An 18,030-nucleotide genomic window follows, 5' to 3' on the forward strand; every position below is an offset into this window, starting at 1 on the left:
ACGCACAAAAGTAAGGTTTTCACCTTACTCTTTGGCAGATATGTTTTTTTGGGTTATTTTTTTATGAATTTTTTATGAAGACGTCCTTCGGAAGTAAGCAATTCGATGGTGTACATACCATCAGACAGCACACTTACCGGAATATTTCTCGTTTGATATTCGCCTACCTTTTGCCCTAGCGCATTATAAATAGCCGCGCTTTTTAGGGTCATCGCTTCAGGCATTTCAATATTTAATAGGGATGCAGTCGGATTTGGATAAATACTAACAGCGCTGTCCAATTCGAAACCAGCATTGCTTAAAGTAGCGGTACTGTTTTTCGAAATAATATCTTTCTTGATGTTGAAAGTTACTCCGGTAGCAGTAAACGGTACATTCACAATAAATTGCTGTCCGTTGGTGGTGTTGTCTAAAACATAATCCTGGAATTGCCCACCACTTCCGGTTAAACGAACAGGCACGGGCATTTCGAAGAAACTTACTGTAGCGCCAAAAGATTGCGATTGGTTGACTGTAATACGGGTTTGGGTCGCAGAGATATTATGTGAAGTGATGGTGTAAATCGGATATCCCGTTCCATACACCCAATCATTAAAAAACTCAGTTAAACTGATTCCGGAGGCGGCTTCAAGGTGGGCTTGTAAATCAGGTGTATGCGCATAACCATAAGCCAGAGCAGGGTCATTGAGATAATTTCTGAGGCCTTGAAAAAAATTGGTGTCGCCCAATTTGAAACGCAACATGTTTAAAACCATGGCGCCTTTATTATAGGTCAGCCTGAAATCGAATATTCTACCCACATCCAAGGCTTCGTCATCGCTCATATAAAGAGGACTATTAAGGGTTTGACCCGAAGTGATTAAACTGATCATGTTGCTTTTGTCTGCAATAAACGCAGCTTCACCATCAAAGTGCTGTATGACCATTGAAGCCAGGTAAGTTGCAAATCCTTCATTGAGCCAGATGTCTTTCCATGAGCCGCAAGTTACTTTATCGCCAAACCACTGATGGCCCATTTCATGCGCGATAAGTTCTCTGGAATATGCACCGTCTTGATCGGCAGTCATAAACGAAACAGTCGTATGTTCCATGCCGCCACCCCAGTCAAATTGACAATGACCATATTTTTCGTTTCTGAAAGGATAAGGTACAAACACCGATTCATAAAAATTAATGATGTCGGGAGTGGGAGCGACACTCGCAATATTTTGAGCTGCCGTTTCAGGGTACATATAATTTACAATCGGGAAAAACGGACTTTGCGCCGTGCCCAACCCACCTTGTTGGTTATAAATCTGGTAATTGGTCACCGCCATACAAATCAAATAAGCCGGAATCGCATAACCGTGATGGAAATGCGTTGTCACGGTGCCGTTTCCGTTGTTGGTTCGGGATTGCTGTATACCATTTGATACCGCATTATAAATTTCAGGAGCGGTGATATAAACATCTATCGAATCAACCTTATCATTCAAATCCTGTTTGCACGGCCACCAATCGCGGGCGCCGAAAGGCTCTGATAGCGTCCAAAGCACCGGAGTTCCATTGTGGTCGGTGGTGATGAACGACCCAAATCCGCTTCCAGCAGGTTTGCCGGCATAAGTGATTTCGACAGTTCCGGAAGCTCCTGTGTTTTGTGTGGTTGGTAAAGTAATAATCAGTTCGGTATCGGTGCGGGTAAAAGCCAAATCGGCATTGTTCTTTCTGACCGAATTCACTACAATCTGATCGGCGAAATTAGGATCCTGATTATCGGTAATGCTGTTGAGGTCAAAAACGATAGTAGACATATTTTCCAATGCCGTGTAAGTAGTGGTCACTTTCCCGGAAATATTATATTCCGCAGGATCCACCGTAAATTCTAATTTATGGTACGTCACATCGTAGTTATAAGTGTCTGGATTCGTCACCACACTCATTCTCTTGGAAGCTGATTTCATCTCTGCATTGGCAAGCTTCTCGAGCGCTTTATTTTGCGCATGGGTTAGTACTGAGAAAAAAGGAATCAGTAACAACATTAGGTAAATTCTTTTCATTTTGTCAATTTTTTTTGCGAATTTAACTAATAATTCAAATCCACGATGTTAATTTTCACTCAAATAACAGCAATAGGCAAGCGAACCCTAACCAGCAACGAAGGAACTTTTTCATTTTGGTATCCATAGCTCAAAACATTTGATTAAATTTGCGTGCTTCATTTGGAAAAAATTCCAACGAATAAAAAGGATACCATGTTACAAATAGGATTTATCAGAGAAAACCAAGAGAAAGTCATCAAAGCTTTGGCTAAAAGAAATTTAGATGTCAGAGCCACTATAGAAGAAGTTGTCCAGTTGGATGAAAAACGCCGAGCTACGCAAGTCGAACTCGACAACACCTTGTCCGAATCCAATAAATTATCAGCATCAATCGGTGAATTGATGAAATCTGGCGAAAAAGCCAAAGCCGCCATCCTCAAAGAAAAAACCGTGCTTCTTAAAGAAAGTAGCAAAGAACTTGCGGAAAAAGCCGAAGCCTACGCCCACGAATTGACGCAAAAATTATATACTTTACCAAATCTTCCTGCCGATATCGTTCCTGAAGGAAAAACGCCCGAAGAGAACGTCACCGTTTTTCAGCAAGGCGACATTCCCGTGCTTCACGAAGGCGCGCAACCGCATTGGGATTTGCTCAAAAAATATGACATCGTAGATTTTGAACTTGGCGTGAAAATCACCGGCGCAGGTTTTCCGGTCTATAAAGGAAAAGGCGCCAGATTGCAACGCGCTTTGATCAGTTATTTCCTAGATAAAAATACCGCAGCAGGTTACAAAGAATACCAAGTGCCACATTTGGTCAACGAAGCTTCAGGCTACGGAACAGGACAATTGCCCGACAAAGAAGGACAAATGTACCACGTGGGCATTGATGATTTATATCTGATTCCCACCGCTGAAGTTCCGGTGACGAATTTGTTCCGCGATGTGATTCTGAACGAAAACGAATTACCAGTTTTATGCACGGGTTACACACCTTGTTTCCGACGTGAAGCCGGTTCTTACGGAGCGCATGTGCGTGGCTTGAACCGTTTGCACCAGTTTGACAAAGTCGAAATCGTACGTATCGAACATCCCGATAAATCTTACGAAGCGCTCGACGGCATGGTCGAACATGTCAAAACCTTATTGCAGGAATTGAAATTGCCTTACAGAATTTTGCGTTTGTGTGGCGGCGATATGGGTTTCACTTCCGCTTTGACTTACGATTTTGAAGTGTTTTCAACAGCTCAGGATCGTTGGCTCGAAATCAGTTCGGTATCGAATTTTGAAACGTTCCAGGCGAACCGCTTGAAATTGCGTTTCAAAGATGCCAATGGTAAAAACCAACTCGCGCATACTTTGAATGGAAGTTCGTTAGCTTTGCCTCGTGTTTTGGCCGGAATCATCGAAAATTATCAGACGCCCGAAGGTATCGTCATTCCTGAAGTGTTGAGGCCTTACACCGGTTTTGACCTCATCAATTAAAAGTTAATCTTTCTATAGCGATTGTACTAAATCTGGCACAAATGTGTTACTTTAGTACATTGTTTTTTACTGCCCATACATGAAAAAAATAGTCTGCTTACTTACTCTGCTTTGCTCCGGAATCGTTTTTTCACAAAACGAGCAGTTGGCACAGAACTATTTTGACAAAGGCGACTTCGAAAAAGCCAAGATCAGTTTCGAGGAACTGCTCAAAGCGCAACCTTACAACAGTTTATATTTTCAAAAAGTGGTTGAATGTGAGCAGCAATTGCAACAGTTCGAATTGGCCGACAAAGCCATTCAGGACCGCATTAAATTTGTGCATCAAACGAGCCTTTTGGTCGAATTGGGTTATAATTTCCAACTGCGCAAAGATGGGGTGAATGCCAAAAAGTACTACGAAGAAGCCTTAGGAGCCATCGAAAAAAGTCCTAACGAAGTCTACAATATCGCAACGACTTTCGAAAAAAAATCATTGCTGGAATACGCTTTGAAATCGTACGAACTCGCCTTGACGCTCGAGCCGAAATTCAATTTCAATTTCCAGATGGCGTTGCTTTACGGGCAAATGGGCAATACCGATATGATGATCGAGAAATTCCTGACCGAAGCCTACGCGAATCCGCAAAACAACGTGATGATCCAGAACCAACTGACGCGCTTTATGACTGAAGACGCCGATGTCAACTTCAATGAATCCTTACGCAAAGCATTAATTCTGAAAACCCAAAAAAGCCAAGATGTATTTTGGAACGACTATTTGAGCTGGTTTTACGTCCAGCAGAAAGAATACGGAAAGGCATTCATTCAGCAAAAAGCCATTTACAGAAGAAACCCTGAAACCTTTTCGAACATTGTAAATTTAGCGCAACTAGCCATCGAGGAAGGCGACAAAGAAACCGCCAAAGAAATTTTTCAATTCGTACTGGAGAACACCAAAGATCTCGACTTGCTGATTCAGTCGCACACTTACCTGATGCAACTTCGCATCGATCAAGCCACCGAAAAAGAATATCCGGCTGTAGCTTCAGAACTTGATTTGCTGCTCAAAGAATTCGGCATCAGCCCTTATTCGTTGTCGTTGCAGATTTTGCAGGCGCACTTCACCACGTTTTATCTGAAGAATTCGGAAACCGGGAAAAACATCCTGAAAACCGCTTTGAATTTACCACTCAACGAATATCAGAAAGCCGATGTCAAAATGGAATTGGCCGATATTTTATTGTACGAAGAGAAATTCAACCAAGCCTTGATCTATTATTCCCAAATTGAAAATGATCTGAAAAACGCCGTCGTCGGACACGAAGCGAGTTTGAAAGCGGCCAAAACGAGTTATTTTAAAACCGATTTTCAATGGGCGCAAAAGCAGTTCAAGGAATTGAAATCGGCTTCCACACAACTGATTGCCAACGACGCTTTGGAATATTTCCTGTTGATCAATGACAACACCGTAGCCGACTCAACGCAAACCGCGCTCAAACAATTCGCGCACGCAGATTACTTGTTGTACCAAAATAAAAATCAGGAAGCCTTAAGCCAATTTCAATCGATTTTAAAAAGTTTCAAAGGACAGGAAATTGAAGCCGTGACTTTGTATCGATTGGGAAAAGTCTACGAAAAACTTGGCGATGACAACACCGCGTTGACGCAATATCAAGCGATTATCGATCAGCATAAAGACGGCATTTATATTGACGAAGCTTATTATTTCGCGGCCGAAATCTACAACAAACAACACAACACCGAAAAAGCAAAAGCGTATTACGAGCAAATTATTTTTCACCACGAAGACAGTATTTATTATACCGATGCGCGGAAGAAATTCAGACAATTGCGCGGCGACACGACACTCTAAGGTTTTAACGAATAACCAAACCACATGCTATTATACAACGTCACCATCAACATCGACGACAGCGTTCACGACCAATGGCTCCGCTGGATGCAGGACAAACACATACCCGAAGTTTTGGCCACCGGGAAATTCTCATCAGCGCGCATGGTCAAAGTGCTCGTGGTTGAGGAAATGGGCGGACAAACTTATGCGATTCAATACGCGACCGACAGCAAAGCCACTTTAGAGCAATATTACCAAAATGACGCCCCGCGTTTGCGAGAAGAAGGGCAACGGCTGTTCGGCGACAAAATGCTCGCGTTCAGAACTGAACTCGAAGTGTTGTCGGAATTCTGGCCAAACAACAATTAAAGGATTATCAGATTTCAAGACTGTAAGATTTTAAGATTCATGCAGTAAAACCTTAACGCCTTTGTAAGTAATTTACCATGGAAAAAGTAACAGCCAAAAAACACCTCGGACAACATTTCCTCAAAGACGAGAGCATTGCCAAAGCGATTGCCGATACTTTAAATTTTGAAGGTTACAACGACATTCTCGAAATCGGTCCCGGAATGGGCGTGCTCACAAAATACCTTTTAGATAAACCTACGAACACTTACGTCATAGAAATCGATACCGAATCGGTGGCATATTTAGAAAATAATTACCCGAAACTTCATGGAAAAATCATTGCCAAAGACTTTTTGAAATACAACATCAATGAAGTTTTTGAAGGCAGGCCTTTCGCGATCATCGGCAATTTTCCTTACAATATTTCCACACAGATTGTGTTTCGAATGCTCGAATTGCGCCATCAGATTCCTGAATTCTCGGGCATGTTCCAGAAGGAAGTCGCCCAGCGCATCTGCGAGAAAAAAGGAAGCAAAGCCTACGGAATCCTTTCCGTTTTGGCCCAAGCTTTTTATGATGCCGAATATTTGTTCACGGTCAATGAAGACGTTTTCATTCCGCCTCCTAAAGTAAAATCGGGCGTTTTGAGATTGCGCAGAAAAGAAAATTTCACTTTGGAATGCAATGAGAAATTGTTGTTTACCGTAGTAAAAACGGCCTTCCAACAACGCCGCAAAACCTTGCGCAACAGTTTAAAAACTTTAAATTTAAGCAATAATTTAAGAGAAGATAGTATCTTTGACCTGCGTCCGGAGCAATTGTCAGTAGAACAATTTATCGGGCTCACCCAAAAAATAGAAGCCGATGGAGTTTAAAATCAGCAAAGAGCTAATCGTTCAATTAGAGCAACTTATTCAAAATAAAAATGACGAGCAACTCGAAATTTTATTGAATGACTTGCACCATGCTGATATTGCCGAAATTCTGGACGAACTCGATTTCGACGAAGCGACTTATATTTTTAAGGTACTCGACAGCGAGAAAACCGCTGAAATCCTGCTCGAACTCGAAGACGATTTGCGTGAGAACATACTCAACCGCTTGTCGCCAAAAGAAATCGCCGAAGAGCTTGATGAGCTTGAAACCAATGACGCGGCGGACATCATCGCCGAACTTTCCAAAGACCGAAAAGAAGAAGTAATCTCCGAGTTGCAAGACGTTGAGCACGCGAAAGACATCGTCGATTTGTTGCGTTACGATGAAGATACCGCTGGTGGAATCATGCACAAAGAACTCGTGAAAGTCAACGAGAACTGGAACGTCTTAACCTGCGTCAAAGAAATGCGCATTCAGGCAGAAAACATTTCGCGCGTGCATTCGATTTATGTTGTCGATGATGAAGACCGTCTCAAAGGAAGATTGTCGTTGAAAGACTTACTCACGACTTCTACCAAAACACCAATCCGTGATATTTACATCAGCAAACTCAATTCCGTCAAAGTCGACACCGAGGACGTTGAAGTTGCGAGAATCATGCAGAAATATGACCTTGAAGCGATTCCCGTAGTCGATGAACTCGGACGTCTCGTAGGCCGCATCACCATCGATGATATCGTAGACGTCATCAAGGACGAAGCCGACAAAGATTACCAGTTGGCCGCGGGTATCACGCAGGACGTTGAAGCGGGAGATACCGTTCTCGAATTGACCAAGGCGCGTTTGCCGTGGCTGTTAATAGGTATGGTCATCGAGATCTTTGCTTCTTATGTGCTCAAAGGAAACGAAGCAGCATTCCAAAAATATTCCACGTTGATCATTTTCGTTCCGTTACTTTCCGCGACCGCCGGAAATATTGGTGTTCAGGCTTCTGCGATTGTCGTGCAAGGTTTGGCCAATGGCACTTTAAAGCAATTCAGCCGTAACTATTTCACGAAGGAACTCACGGTTTCGATGATTTCAGGAACCATCATTTCGATGCTGCTCTTGATTTACCATTCCATCATGTACCAGCAATATTTAGTTGGTGTCGCGATATCAACATCAATCATCGTCGTGATTTTGTTTGCAGCGACTTTAGGCACACTCGTTCCGCTATTTCTGCACAAAAACAAAATCGATCCCGCCATTGCGACCGGACCGTTTATCACCACCACGAATGACGTTTTCGGCATCATACTTTATTTCGGCATCGCACGATTGATTTTAGGATTTTAAAACAACAACATCATGAACATACACATCATAGGCGGCGGAAATCTCGGCGTGGCCATCGCGTTGGGCATTTCAAAATATACTACCGGACATCAGGTGTCCATCACCAGAAGAAATATCGAAAGCATCGAATACCTCAAAGACAAAGGCATCAAGGTTTCGAACAGCAACATCCACGAAATCCAAAAAGCAGATTTGGTGATTCTGACGATCAAACCTTACCAAGTCGATGTGGTGCTCAACGAAATCACCCCGCTCATTTCAGGAAAAGTACTAGCTTCAGCAGTCAGTGGCGTTACGCTCGAAAACCTCCAAACAGCCACTCAAAATACTTGCAGCATTGTCCGCATCATGCCCAACATTGCGATCCAGTTCGGCGAATCAGCGACTTGCATTGCCTTCACCGACAAAGACAAAACTGCCGCACAACCCATAGTCGATTTGTTCCAGAAACTCGGCACCGCACCGGTCATCGAAGAAAAACTCATGGATGCCGCAACCGTACTCGGAGCCTGCGGAACCGCATATGCTTTACGATATATTCGCGCATCGATGCAAGCCGGAATAGAAATCGGTTTCGATTCCCAAACCGCTTTAGCGATTGCTTCCCAAACGGCAAAAGGCGCGGCACAAATGCTACTCGAAGAGAAAATCCATCCCGAACAACTCATAGACCGCGTTACCACACCGCAAGGCTGCACGATTGTCGGCCTCAACGAAATGGAACACCAAGGTTTCAGTTCATCACTGATTAAAGGTATCAAGACATCGCTCAACAAAATTAAAGAATGATGGCACGCGGATTTGGCGGATTTCGCAGATCAACGCAGATAAATCAGTAAAATCCGTCAAATCTGTGTTATCCGCGTGCCAATTTTTCCTAGGTAATTTTTATTTTGGCATTCCCAAAAGGGTCAGGCTTTGCACTATATCTTTTGTGTCGAACGCCGCCACAAAAGGATGCCGTTCCAATCCTTAATGCAGCCCCGAATTCCAAATCAAATTTGTATTTTTGAAACACATTCCCGCTCAAATGACGAATATCAAAATCCTCCATCTCGACAGCAACCATCCCTTACTCAAAGAACAGTTGCAGCAAGCCGGTTTTACCAACGACGACGATTTCACTTCGTCAAAAGCCGATATCGAAAAAAAAATCTACGAATACCAAGGCATCGTGATTCGCAGCCGCTTCAAAATCGACAAAGAATTTTTAGACAAAGCCACCCATTTAAAATTCATCGCACGCGTCGGAGCCGGTCTCGAAAGCATCGATTGCGATTACGCCGCGAGCAAAAATATCACACTCATCGCAGCGCCCGAAGGCAACCGAAACGCTGTCGGCGAACATACTTTAGCTTTGCTTTTGTCGCTTTTCAACAACATCAACAAAGCCGACAACGACATCAAATCCGGTCATTGGAACCGAGAAAAAAACCGCGGCCACGAACTCGATGGCAAAACCGTAGGCATCATCGGCTATGGCAATATGGGAAAATCGTTCGCCAAAAAACTACGTGGTTTTGAGGTGGAAGTCTTGTGTTATGACATTCTTGAAAATGTCGGAGATTCCAATGCTAAGCAAGTTTCACTCGAGGAATTACAGCAAAAGTCAGACGTGCTGAGTTTACATATTCCATGGACGCCGCAAACCAACGGCATGGTCAACAACAGTTTTATCAACGCTTTTCAAAAACCGTTCTGGCTGCTCAATACCGCGAGAGGCAAAAATGTTGTGACTGCTGATTTGGTTGCCGCGCTCGAATCCGGAAAAATTTTAGGCGCCGGTCTTGACGTCAATGAATATGAGAACCTTTCTTTTGAAACCCTCGCCAGCGATTCCGATGTGCCGAAACCGTATCAATATTTGCTGCAATCCGACAAAGTCATCCTCACGCCACACATCGCCGGCTGGACGTTTGAAAGCCACGAAAGGTTGGCGCAAGTCATCGTGGATAAAATCAAAACGTTGTATTTCGGCGCACCTGAATCAACCGAAGAACCCAAAAGAGTCACCGGAATGGGCGGCATATTTTTCAAAGCAAAAGATTCAAAAGCATTGGTGGCTTGGTACGGGAAATACCTTGGCTTAAAAACCGATCAATACGGCTCCACCTTTTGGTGGAAAGATCAAAACGGGAACGACTGTTCTACGCAATGGTCGCCGTTTAAAGACGATACGACTTACTTTCAACCCAGTGAAAAGCAATTCATGCAGAATTTCCGGGTTGAAAATTTAAAAACCTTATTAGAAAATCTAAAGCACGAAGGCGTCACCATCGTGGGCGACATGGAAACCTATGATTACGGAAAGTTCGCCTGGATTCTCGATCCGGAAGGAAATAAAATTGAACTTTGGGAACCCATCGATAGCGCATTCCAATAATTTTTTTACTTTTATAAAATCAACTAACACCCGAGGCGCAGCCGAATTGTATGGAGCGCAGCGGAATAAAAACAAAAACCATGGAAAACGAAAAACACGAGGCCTGGAACCAGCCGCCACCGCCACAAGCGCCACAGTCGCTGCCTGAAAACAAGAAAGTGGTGGCCGGCATATTAGGGATTTTATTAGGCGGTTTAGGGATTCATAAATTCATACTCGGCTACACCAATGAAGGGATCATTCAAATCGTCATTTCGGTGGTCACTTGCGGCATTGGCAGCATCATCGGATTTATAGAAGGCATTATCTACCTGACCAAAACCGATGAGGAATTCTACCAAATGTATCAGGTCAATAAAAAAGGATGGTTTTAAAAAACAGAAAGAGGAAGTTTATTCCTCTTTTTTATTGGAGCTTAGTTTATGAATCTGAATCAAATCACCATTGCCGTTTCCAATGTCGAACAATCGATTGAGTTTTATGAAAATCTGGGATTGCGCCTGATTGTAAAATCGCTGCCCAAATACGCGAGGTTTGAATGTCCGGACGGCGCGTCGACTTTTTCGCTGCACCAATCTGAAATTCCCAATAATGGCAGCACTTGGCTCTACTTTGAAATTGAAAACCTCGATCAAAAAGTAACGGAACTCCTTCAGAAAGGTTATGTTTTTGAAGAAATGCCTAACGATAAAGAATGGTTGTGGCGCGAGGCTAGAATCAAAGATCTCGATAACAATCAGTTGATTTTGTATTGCGCAGGAAAAAACAGGAAATATCCGCCGTGGCGCATCCCGTAATTTATTCGCCTTTTTCCGCGAGTTTGCGCTCAAGCTCTGCCTGAAATTCTTCCATAACAGGTTTCATAGTGCTTTCGGGTAAGTCCGCGATTCGAATATACATCAGACCATCAATCGCATTGTTGAACAACGGATCGACATTAAAAGCCACTACACGCGCATTCTGCTTGATGTATTTTTTAATCAGTACCGGAAGTCTTAAAGTGCCCGGCTCAATTTCATCAATAATCTTGTCGAACTTCACCAAATCGGCTTCGGCTTCATCGAAAATAAAATCCTTGTCGGCATCTTTGAGTTTCACGCGGAATTCTTTTTTCGGGTGAATGTATTGCGCGATATACGGATCGTAATAATGCGACTTCATAAACTCGATCATCAATGATTTCGAGAAATCGGTAAACTGGTTGCTGATGCTCACGCCGCCAATTAAAAATTTGTGCTCCGGATGGCGCAAAGTCGTATGCACGATGCCTTTCCACAACAGAAATAATGGCATGGGTTTGAGTTGGTAATCTTTGGTGATGAACGCACGGCCCATTTCAATCGATTTGCTCATCATGTCGAAAAGTTCGGGTTCGAAACGAAATAATTCTTGCAGATAAAAACCGTCGATACCGTATTTAGGGAAAATTTCAGAACCCAATCCCATACGATACGCACCCGCAATTTTCTGGGCTTCTTCATCCCAAAGAAACAAGTGATGATAATACTGATCGTATTTGTCGAGGTCTAAGGAATTATTCGTGCCTTCGCCGATTTCGCGGAAAGTCACTTCGCGCAAACGCCCGATTTCGTGCAGAATGTTAGGTATTTTATTGGCTTCCGTAAAAAACACTTCGTAATTTTTGCTGTGCGTCAACCGCGAATTCGATTGTCTGAGGCTCTCGACTTCTGCGATCATATTTTCCTGATTGGCAGGCGTCGCGATCTGCTTCGGGCTTCTCGGAAGCTTGAGTTGCAGTTGGTTCAGATCCGATAAGAAATTATTGTCTTTATCGAAAGAATTCGCGAGCATGTAGGTTTTCTTTCTCAGGAATTCCGAATAATCTTCAATCGTAGTATGTTCGTTTTGTTCGGCCACCGTAATCGGTTTTCCGATGCGCACTTTAATGATGCGGTCTTTTTGGGTGAGTAATTCTGACGGTAGTTTCGCGGTTCTCAACGTCGGATTCAAACGCGACAACAGGTAAAACAACCGGCTGTTCTTCGCATGGAAATAAATCGGAACTACCGGAACCTGCGCTTTGCGGATGACTTTGATCGCGCCTTCTTCCCAAGCCTTATCGACCATGAGTTTGCCGTCTTTATAAGTGGAAACTTCACCCGCAGGAAACATTCCCAATGGCTTTCCATCGCTCAAATGGCGTAAAGTTTCTTTGATGCCGACCACGCTCGATTTGGCGTCTTTGTGCGTTTCAAACGGATTCACCGGCATGATATAAGGCTTCATTGGGTCGATGCGGTGCAACAAAAAGTTGGCGATGATTTTAAAATTCGGCTCGCGCTCCAACATCAGTTTCAACAGCAAAATACCGTCGATGCCGCCCAAAGGATGGTTCGAAATCGTGATGTAAGCACCGTCTTTAGGAAGTCGTTTGAAATCTTCTTCAGGAATATCAAAATTGATCTGGAACTCGTCGAGAATCGCATTGAGGAACTCCACATCGGAAAGATGTTTGTTTCGGTCGTAGATTTTGTTGAGGGTTGAAATCTTCAGCACTTTCATCAATAGCCAGCCTGAAAAAGTGCCCAATATCCCGTATTTTTCAGCGTTGATCGCTTTTGCAACTTCTTTAGCAGTAACTAAACCCATGTAGTTTTTTTGTTTGTTGAGCCCGAAACAAAGATAGCAAAAAACGCTAATTTTCTTTCTTTTTTGTTGATTTTACTTTGCGGTTTTTTATTACTTTTGGACGACAACATTTAAACGCCCGGCATGAATATCATTTCGTATAATGTCAACGGAATCCGCGCGGCCATCTCCAAAGGATTCATTTCCTGGTTGCAAGCCGCCAACCCCGACGTCATTTGCCTTCAGGAAATCAAAGCGACTCCCGACCAAATCCCGTTACTCGATTTTGAACTCGCGGGTTACCCATATCATTATTGGTTTCCGGCGGAAAAGAAAGGCTACAGCGGCGTCGCGATCTTATCGAAAATCAAACCCAACAACGTGCAATTCGGCACCGGAATCGCGCACATGGATTTTGAAGGCCGAAACGTCCGTGTAGATTTTGACGATGTTTCCGTGATGAGTCTGTATTTGCCTTCGGGTACGAACATCGCCAGACTCGATCACAAATTCATGTTCATGGACGATTTTCAAAACTACATCAACGAGCTTAAGAAAACGATTCCAAACCTTGTGATTTGCGGCGATTACAACATTTGCCACCAAGCGATTGACATTCACGATCCGATCCGCAACAAAACCGTTTCAGGATTTCTGCCCGAAGAACGCGATTGGCTCGATGGGTTTATGAAGACCGGTTTCATCGACAGTTTCCGCCATCTAAACAAAGATCCGCACCATTACACCTGGTGGAGTTACCGCGCAGGCGCAAGGGGCAACAACAAAGGTTGGCGCATCGATTATTGTCTGGTCAGCGAAACCCTGAAAGACCGCATCAAACGCGCCGTGATTTTACCCGAAGCCAAACATTCCGACCATTGCCCGACGTTGGTGGAGATTGTTTAGGAGCCGGGAACCTGCTATACACTCCCAATCTTTTATGCCGAACACCGGCACAAAAGGATTTCCGTTACTATCAGGGCTAGGTAAATCGTTACAACAGAAAATACAAAACAAACCGAACTATGAAATATAAAATAACGCTCTTACTGACCTTGCTGATGTTGGCTTCTTCGTGTGTCACCAAGAAAGTCTATCAGGATTTAGAAAACAAATACGCCGATCTTAAAAAGGAAAACCGCCGCATTCAGGACGAAACCGATGATTGCATCAAATCGAAAGCCGATTTAGACATGGCTTATAATGCGATCAAGGAAGAACTCAGGGCCGCGCATCAGGAAAGCGACAAGAACCTCGCAGATTACCTTTCGGCGAGCAATAACTTAAAGGCTTTACAGGCTTCTTATGCCGCACTCGAGAAAAACAGCAACGACGCACTCGAAGCCAACATGGACAAAAACCGAGAACTGCTCAAACAATTGGGCGACAAGGAAAAAGCGCTGACAGCAGAACAAAACCGACTCGACAAAGCAAAATCTGATTTGCAGGCCAGTTCAGAAAGGTTGGCAGAACTCGAAAGAATCATGGCCGCCAAAGATGCCAACATGCGAAAACTCAAAGAAACGCTTTCGAGTGCGCTCAACAGTTTTGAAGGCAAAGGTTTGACGGTACAACAGAAGAACGGAAAAGTCTACGTCTCGATGGAAAACAAACTATTGTTCAGTTCCGGAAGCTGGGCAGTCGGTTCCGAAGGAAGAAGAGCGGTTGTGGAAGTCGGAAAAGTGCTTGCCGCAAACCCAGATATTTCAGTACTCATCGAAGGCCACACAGACGATGATCCCTATGGAGGTTCGGGCCCGATTGCCGACAACTGGGATTTATCGACCAAGAGAGCCACAGCGATTGTAACCATTTTAGGCGAGAACAAAAGCATCAACCAACAGAACCTGACGGCAGCCGGAAGAAGCGAATATGCGCCTTTAGTGAGTAATGCAACTGCCGAAGGCAAAGCCAAAAACAGAAGAATCGAAATTATCCTCACACCGAAACTTGATGAGATTTCTAAAATGCTCAATCAGTTGTAGGTTTTAATAGTATCCAATAAAAAAGGTTCAACAGTACGTTGAACCTTTTTTATTTAAAGCTTTTGGTGTTTTTATTTCACGGATAATTTTGAACTGATGTTTAATCCCGACGGGTCGTTAATTGAAACGATATACAATCCGTTTTGCAAGGAAGCTAAAGAAATCGAATTGGTATCAGCGTTGATAGATCGTTTGATCAAAGTTTTTCCGGAAGTATCCACCACAGTCAGCATAGCAGGAAATTGCAAGCCTTTGGTTTTAAAGAACACTTCGTTTTGTGCAGGGTTCGGATAAATTTCAAACTGTTCTTTATCAAAACTTGCCGTGCTTAGAGAGGTGTCGATTGCTCTATAAATTGTGCCGTTTCCGCTGCCGCCTACATATATTTCGCCATTAATATCTTGTCCGAAAGTCGTGATGTTCGTTCCTGAAAAGGCTGAAGTCCATACAATAGTTCCGGCATCATTGATATAACCGACCTTGTTGCTGCAATAATCCGCAAAAATATATTTGCCGATAAGGTTCGGATAAAGAGTACCGCGGTAAACATAACCGCCGGTTATAGAACAAGTACTGGAATGATCGTATTCAGCCACTGGCGCGGTAAATGTAGCCGAACCGCTACAGGAAGAATACACATGGTTTCCTTCGTAGCATTTCCATCCGAAATTCAATCCTGGAGTGGCCGGAGCCGTAATGTGGTTGATTTCTTCATATTGGTTTTGGCCTACATCGGCAATCCATAAATCGCCATTGGCCATATCGAAAGAAAACTTCCATGGATTGCGCAATCCGATAGCCCAAATTTCGTCGTTACCCGCAACGGCTCCAGCATAAGGATTGTCTGCCGGAATGCCATAAGGGGAAGCTGAATCGACATCGATACGCAACATTTTCCCCAAATTCTCATTGATGTTTTGCGCTCTGTTTCCGGGATCGCCACTACTTCCGCCGTCGCCCATTCCGATATAAAGATAACCATCAGGGCCGAATCTCAAAGTACCGCCGTTGTGGTTCGAGAAAGGTTGCGCGACTGTTAGGATTTGTACGGCGCTTGTAGCATCAGCCACATCGGGATTGGCTGAAACGGTATATCTCGCAATCACCGTATTTCCGGCTGTATTGGTATAATTTAAATAGAAATAGCCATTGGTCGCATAGTTCGGATGAAACGCCAATCCTAATAAACCTCTTTCACCGCCGGTCGAAATCGTAGACGTGGTGAGTGTTAGGAAATTAGTGGGTTTAATCGTTCCGTTAGGGTTAATGATACGGATGGCTCCGGATTGTTGCACGACAAACATTCGTGTATCTCCGGGTGGATGTTCAATCGCGACCGGGCTTGATAATCCGGTGGCAAATGAGGTTAGTCCGACAGTTTGACCCATACAAAACGGGACCATAAAAAGACCAATAAGGAAAGTAAAGATTGATTTCATAGCGGTTTGTTTATTTGATTAGCGGCGTAAATATAAACAAACCTTTTGTATGTTATCGCTTTAGCAGTGAATTACATACAAAAAAAGGGCAATCCTATAAATAGGTTTTGCTAAAGATTTCCGATGATTTTATCCTTAGGGTATTTCACTTTATAACTGATGCGAAGCTTTTTGGTTTCATTGGGTTTGAGGTTCAGATCCCAGGTCAAGATTCCGGTTTCGGTGTTATTTTTGGCGTCATTGCTTTCCATCAAAGTCACTTCGGTTTCCTTATCGGAGCTCAGCGGATATTGGTCTTTCAACAAAAGCTGGATGCTTTCTTTTTTATTGTTGCGTATCGTGATGTCGTAAGTAAAAGTCTGCTCTTTTTTCGATGACAGGAATTTCGTTCCCGATTTATCTACGACTTTCTCACGCGTGATCGAGATTTTCTTATCGCGGCCCATGCTGAGGTTCAACGTATCTGACGTTTGGTTCGGATTGATATACGTTTTGCCTACATACAAACCTTCAAAAATGATATTGGCTTCTCCGGGTAATAAATTGAACTTCGAATAATCGTTGATTTCGGCCAGCAAAAACGCTTCTTTTTCCACCCGTGGCGCAGCATAATATTTATAAGTGGCCGGCAGCTGCAGTTCTTTTAAAGCCACGCTGTGTGCTTTTCCGTTCGATAAGATATCGTATGGAATGGCAATGTCAAACGAAACGTTGAGCTGGTTTTCTACAATATTCGCATTGATTGGAGCCGCCGCATAACCCAATTGTTTTTTCTCTTTTCTTATGGCTTGAGACGTGACGACGACTTCTGATAATTCCATTTTATCATATTCTGCTGTGGCTGCGTAAGGTTGGTTGTATTGCAGCCACCACGCATTCAATTGTGGCGCTTGGTTGTTCTGGTTCGGGTTGCCGCTCGACAAAGTCAATTTTACTTTTTTCCAGTCGATTCCGGTGCTTTGTGAAACTTGCGCTTTATACATCATGTTGATCGGCGCTGAAATGTTCTCGGTTCTCAAATCGTAAAACGGCGACCATGACGCTTGGTTGCTGAGGTAATTGATGTCGAAATCAACGTTGCCCGCGACTTCATTCATCACCTGAATAATCAGTTTCCCTTTTGAGGTTTTGTCTTCCTTTTGCGTGTTGATCTCGAGTTTGTTTCGAAGATTGGATAAAGTTTCATTGAGTTTGATTCTTCGGTCTTCAAGTGCATCGATTGCATTGCGGCTTTCGGTTCTTTTGGTTTTGTAATAGGCCATCATTTTCATGAGTTCGGCTACATTCAAACCTGAATTCAAACCTGAAACCTGTTGGTTTTTATCGAGCAGTTCAATCGTTTTGGCTTCGGCTTCCTTGGCATTGTTCACTTTCTGGATTTCCTTTTCGACGAGTTTGATGCTGTCGCGCACTTTTTTGATCAACGGCGACTTTTCATCAATTTCATATTCCGAAATATAATTGTTCGTAAACTGCACCGAAAGCACGGTGACATTTGATGGCGCGCCAATCTGAACGGTACTTTCATTCAGATAATCCGCCACATTTTTTACCACGATTTCGCTACTGCCTTTGGGAAGCATCACCGAAGTGGATTGCGTGAGTTCCACGGCGTTGAAATAAACCGTCGCGGCCTCGACTTTTGCGGTCGTGAATATGGGTTTCTGGGCATGAGCGGTTACAAACAGTAGTAAAAACAGTAATGCGATCAGATGTTTCATAAACGATA

15 protein-coding genes and 1 pseudogene are annotated in these 18,030 nt (G+C 43.5%); 12 read left to right on the plus strand and 4 right to left on the minus strand.

Translation table 11 applies throughout. The features are described from left to right. Window positions 1-53: 53 nt before the first annotated feature. Window positions 54-2,036 carry a M1 family aminopeptidase gene (locus tag Q0058_RS07380; RefSeq protein WP_298222418.1) on the minus strand — a complete coding sequence of 661 codons (1,983 nt, stop codon included), beginning with the start codon at window positions 2,034-2,036 and terminating at the stop codon, window positions 54-56. Window positions 2,037-2,231: 195 nt separating this feature from the next. Here Q0058_RS07380 and serS point away from each other — a divergent pair, with 195 nt between their 5' ends. The 10 genes and pseudogenes from serS to Q0058_RS07425 all read left to right on the plus strand — a co-directional run bounded on the left by serS (window position 2,232) and on the right by Q0058_RS07425 (window position 11,085). After that, the gene (serS, locus tag Q0058_RS07385; RefSeq protein WP_298222420.1) at window positions 2,232-3,503 is read left to right on the plus strand and encodes a serine--tRNA ligase; all 1,272 of its coding nucleotides are present in this window, start codon (window positions 2,232-2,234) and stop codon (window positions 3,501-3,503) included. A gap of 79 nt (window positions 3,504-3,582) precedes the next feature. Then, window positions 3,583-5,358: a tetratricopeptide repeat protein gene (locus Q0058_RS07390; protein ID WP_298222422.1), complete on the plus strand. Its 1,776-nt coding sequence runs from the start codon at window positions 3,583-3,585 to the stop codon at window positions 5,356-5,358. Window positions 5,359-5,382: 24 nt separating this feature from the next. Next, complete coding sequence (locus Q0058_RS07395) at window positions 5,383-5,709, plus strand: DUF4286 family protein (RefSeq protein ID WP_298222424.1); 327 nt, start codon at window positions 5,383-5,385, stop codon at window positions 5,707-5,709. 77 nt (window positions 5,710-5,786) lie between these two features. Then, complete coding sequence (gene rsmA, locus Q0058_RS07400) at window positions 5,787-6,566, plus strand: 16S rRNA (adenine(1518)-N(6)/adenine(1519)-N(6))-dimethyltransferase RsmA (RefSeq protein WP_298222426.1); 780 nt, start codon at window positions 5,787-5,789, stop codon at window positions 6,564-6,566. After that, window positions 6,556-7,905, plus strand: a complete 1,350-nt coding sequence (mgtE, locus tag Q0058_RS07405) for a magnesium transporter (protein ID WP_298222427.1) — start codon at window positions 6,556-6,558, stop codon at window positions 7,903-7,905. Before rsmA ends, mgtE begins: the two co-directional genes overlap by 11 nt. A gap of 12 nt (window positions 7,906-7,917) precedes the next feature. Next, window positions 7,918-8,694, plus strand: a complete 777-nt coding sequence (gene proC, locus Q0058_RS07410; protein ID WP_298222429.1) for a pyrroline-5-carboxylate reductase — start codon at window positions 7,918-7,920, stop codon at window positions 8,692-8,694. A 241-nt stretch (window positions 8,695-8,935) separates the two neighbouring features. Continuing rightward, window positions 8,936-9,877, plus strand: a pseudogene (locus tag Q0058_RS07415) (2-hydroxyacid dehydrogenase); the annotation flags it as partial. Window positions 9,878-9,922: 45 nt separating this feature from the next. Beyond that, entirely contained in the window at window positions 9,923-10,288 is a 366-nt protein-coding gene (locus Q0058_RS14535; protein WP_366869721.1) for a VOC family protein, read from the plus strand. An 80-nt stretch (window positions 10,289-10,368) separates the two neighbouring features. Beyond that, window positions 10,369-10,662, plus strand: a complete 294-nt coding sequence (locus Q0058_RS07420) for an NINE protein (protein WP_298222430.1) — start codon at window positions 10,369-10,371, stop codon at window positions 10,660-10,662. Window positions 10,663-10,710: 48 nt separating this feature from the next. Beyond that, on the plus strand, window positions 10,711-11,085 hold the full coding sequence (locus Q0058_RS07425) for a VOC family protein (protein WP_298222432.1): 375 nt from the start codon (window positions 10,711-10,713) through the stop codon (window positions 11,083-11,085). A 1-nt stretch (window position 11,086) separates the two neighbouring features. On the opposite strand, the gene Q0058_RS07430 is transcribed toward Q0058_RS07425, so the two are convergent. Further along, window positions 11,087-12,898, minus strand: a complete 1,812-nt coding sequence (locus Q0058_RS07430; protein ID WP_298222434.1) for a lysophospholipid acyltransferase family protein — start codon at window positions 12,896-12,898, stop codon at window positions 11,087-11,089. Between the two features lie 123 nt (window positions 12,899-13,021). On the opposite strand from Q0058_RS07430, the gene Q0058_RS07435 reads away from it, so the two are divergent. Together Q0058_RS07435 and Q0058_RS07440 are read left to right on the plus strand one after the other, a co-directional pair. Beyond that, on the plus strand, window positions 13,022-13,783 hold the full coding sequence (locus Q0058_RS07435; protein WP_298222436.1) for an exodeoxyribonuclease III: 762 nt from the start codon (window positions 13,022-13,024) through the stop codon (window positions 13,781-13,783). Window positions 13,784-13,902: 119 nt separating this feature from the next. Further along, complete coding sequence (locus tag Q0058_RS07440; protein WP_298222438.1) at window positions 13,903-14,862, plus strand: OmpA family protein; 960 nt, start codon at window positions 13,903-13,905, stop codon at window positions 14,860-14,862. 71 nt (window positions 14,863-14,933) lie between these two features. On the opposite strand, the gene Q0058_RS07445 is transcribed toward Q0058_RS07440, so the two are convergent. Both Q0058_RS07445 and Q0058_RS07450 read right to left on the minus strand, forming a co-directional pair. After that, on the minus strand, window positions 14,934-16,301 hold the full coding sequence (locus Q0058_RS07445) for a PQQ-dependent sugar dehydrogenase (protein WP_298222440.1): 1,368 nt from the start codon (window positions 16,299-16,301) through the stop codon (window positions 14,934-14,936). A 110-nt stretch (window positions 16,302-16,411) separates the two neighbouring features. After that, window positions 16,412-18,022 carry a DUF4139 domain-containing protein gene (locus Q0058_RS07450; RefSeq protein WP_298222442.1) on the minus strand — a complete coding sequence of 537 codons (1,611 nt, stop codon included), beginning with the start codon at window positions 18,020-18,022 and terminating at the stop codon, window positions 16,412-16,414. Window positions 18,023-18,030: the final 8 nt, after the last annotated feature.

It is taken from the genome of Flavobacterium sp. (assembly GCF_027484705.1).
Classification (GTDB): Bacteria; Bacteroidota; Bacteroidia; order Flavobacteriales; family Flavobacteriaceae; genus Flavobacterium.

Coding starts and splice junctions, on each gene's coding strand:
- Q0058_RS07435 (WP_298222436.1), top strand. CDS start 13,022: ATGAATATCATTTCGTATAATGTCAACGGAATCCGCGCGGCCATCTCC.
- Q0058_RS07440 (WP_298222438.1), top strand. CDS start 13,903: ATGAAATATAAAATAACGCTCTTACTGACCTTGCTGATGTTGGCTTCT.
- Q0058_RS07425 (WP_298222432.1), top strand. CDS start 10,711: ATGAATCTGAATCAAATCACCATTGCCGTTTCCAATGTCGAACAATCG.
- rsmA (WP_298222426.1), top strand. CDS start 5,787: ATGGAAAAAGTAACAGCCAAAAAACACCTCGGACAACATTTCCTCAAA.
- serS (WP_298222420.1), top strand. CDS start 2,232: ATGTTACAAATAGGATTTATCAGAGAAAACCAAGAGAAAGTCATCAAA.
- Q0058_RS07420 (WP_298222430.1), top strand. CDS start 10,369: ATGGAAAACGAAAAACACGAGGCCTGGAACCAGCCGCCACCGCCACAA.
- Q0058_RS14535 (WP_366869721.1), top strand. CDS start 9,923: ATGGGCGGCATATTTTTCAAAGCAAAAGATTCAAAAGCATTGGTGGCT.
- Q0058_RS07450 (WP_298222442.1), bottom strand. CDS start 18,022: ATGAAACATCTGATCGCATTACTGTTTTTACTACTGTTTGTAACCGCT.
- Q0058_RS07380 (WP_298222418.1), bottom strand. CDS start 2,036: ATGAAAAGAATTTACCTAATGTTGTTACTGATTCCTTTTTTCTCAGTA.
- Q0058_RS07390 (WP_298222422.1), top strand. CDS start 3,583: ATGAAAAAAATAGTCTGCTTACTTACTCTGCTTTGCTCCGGAATCGTT.
- Q0058_RS07395 (WP_298222424.1), top strand. CDS start 5,383: ATGCTATTATACAACGTCACCATCAACATCGACGACAGCGTTCACGAC.
- mgtE (WP_298222427.1), top strand. CDS start 6,556: ATGGAGTTTAAAATCAGCAAAGAGCTAATCGTTCAATTAGAGCAACTT.
- Q0058_RS07430 (WP_298222434.1), bottom strand. CDS start 12,898: ATGGGTTTAGTTACTGCTAAAGAAGTTGCAAAAGCGATCAACGCTGAA.
- Q0058_RS07445 (WP_298222440.1), bottom strand. CDS start 16,301: ATGAAATCAATCTTTACTTTCCTTATTGGTCTTTTTATGGTCCCGTTT.
- proC (WP_298222429.1), top strand. CDS start 7,918: ATGAACATACACATCATAGGCGGCGGAAATCTCGGCGTGGCCATCGCG.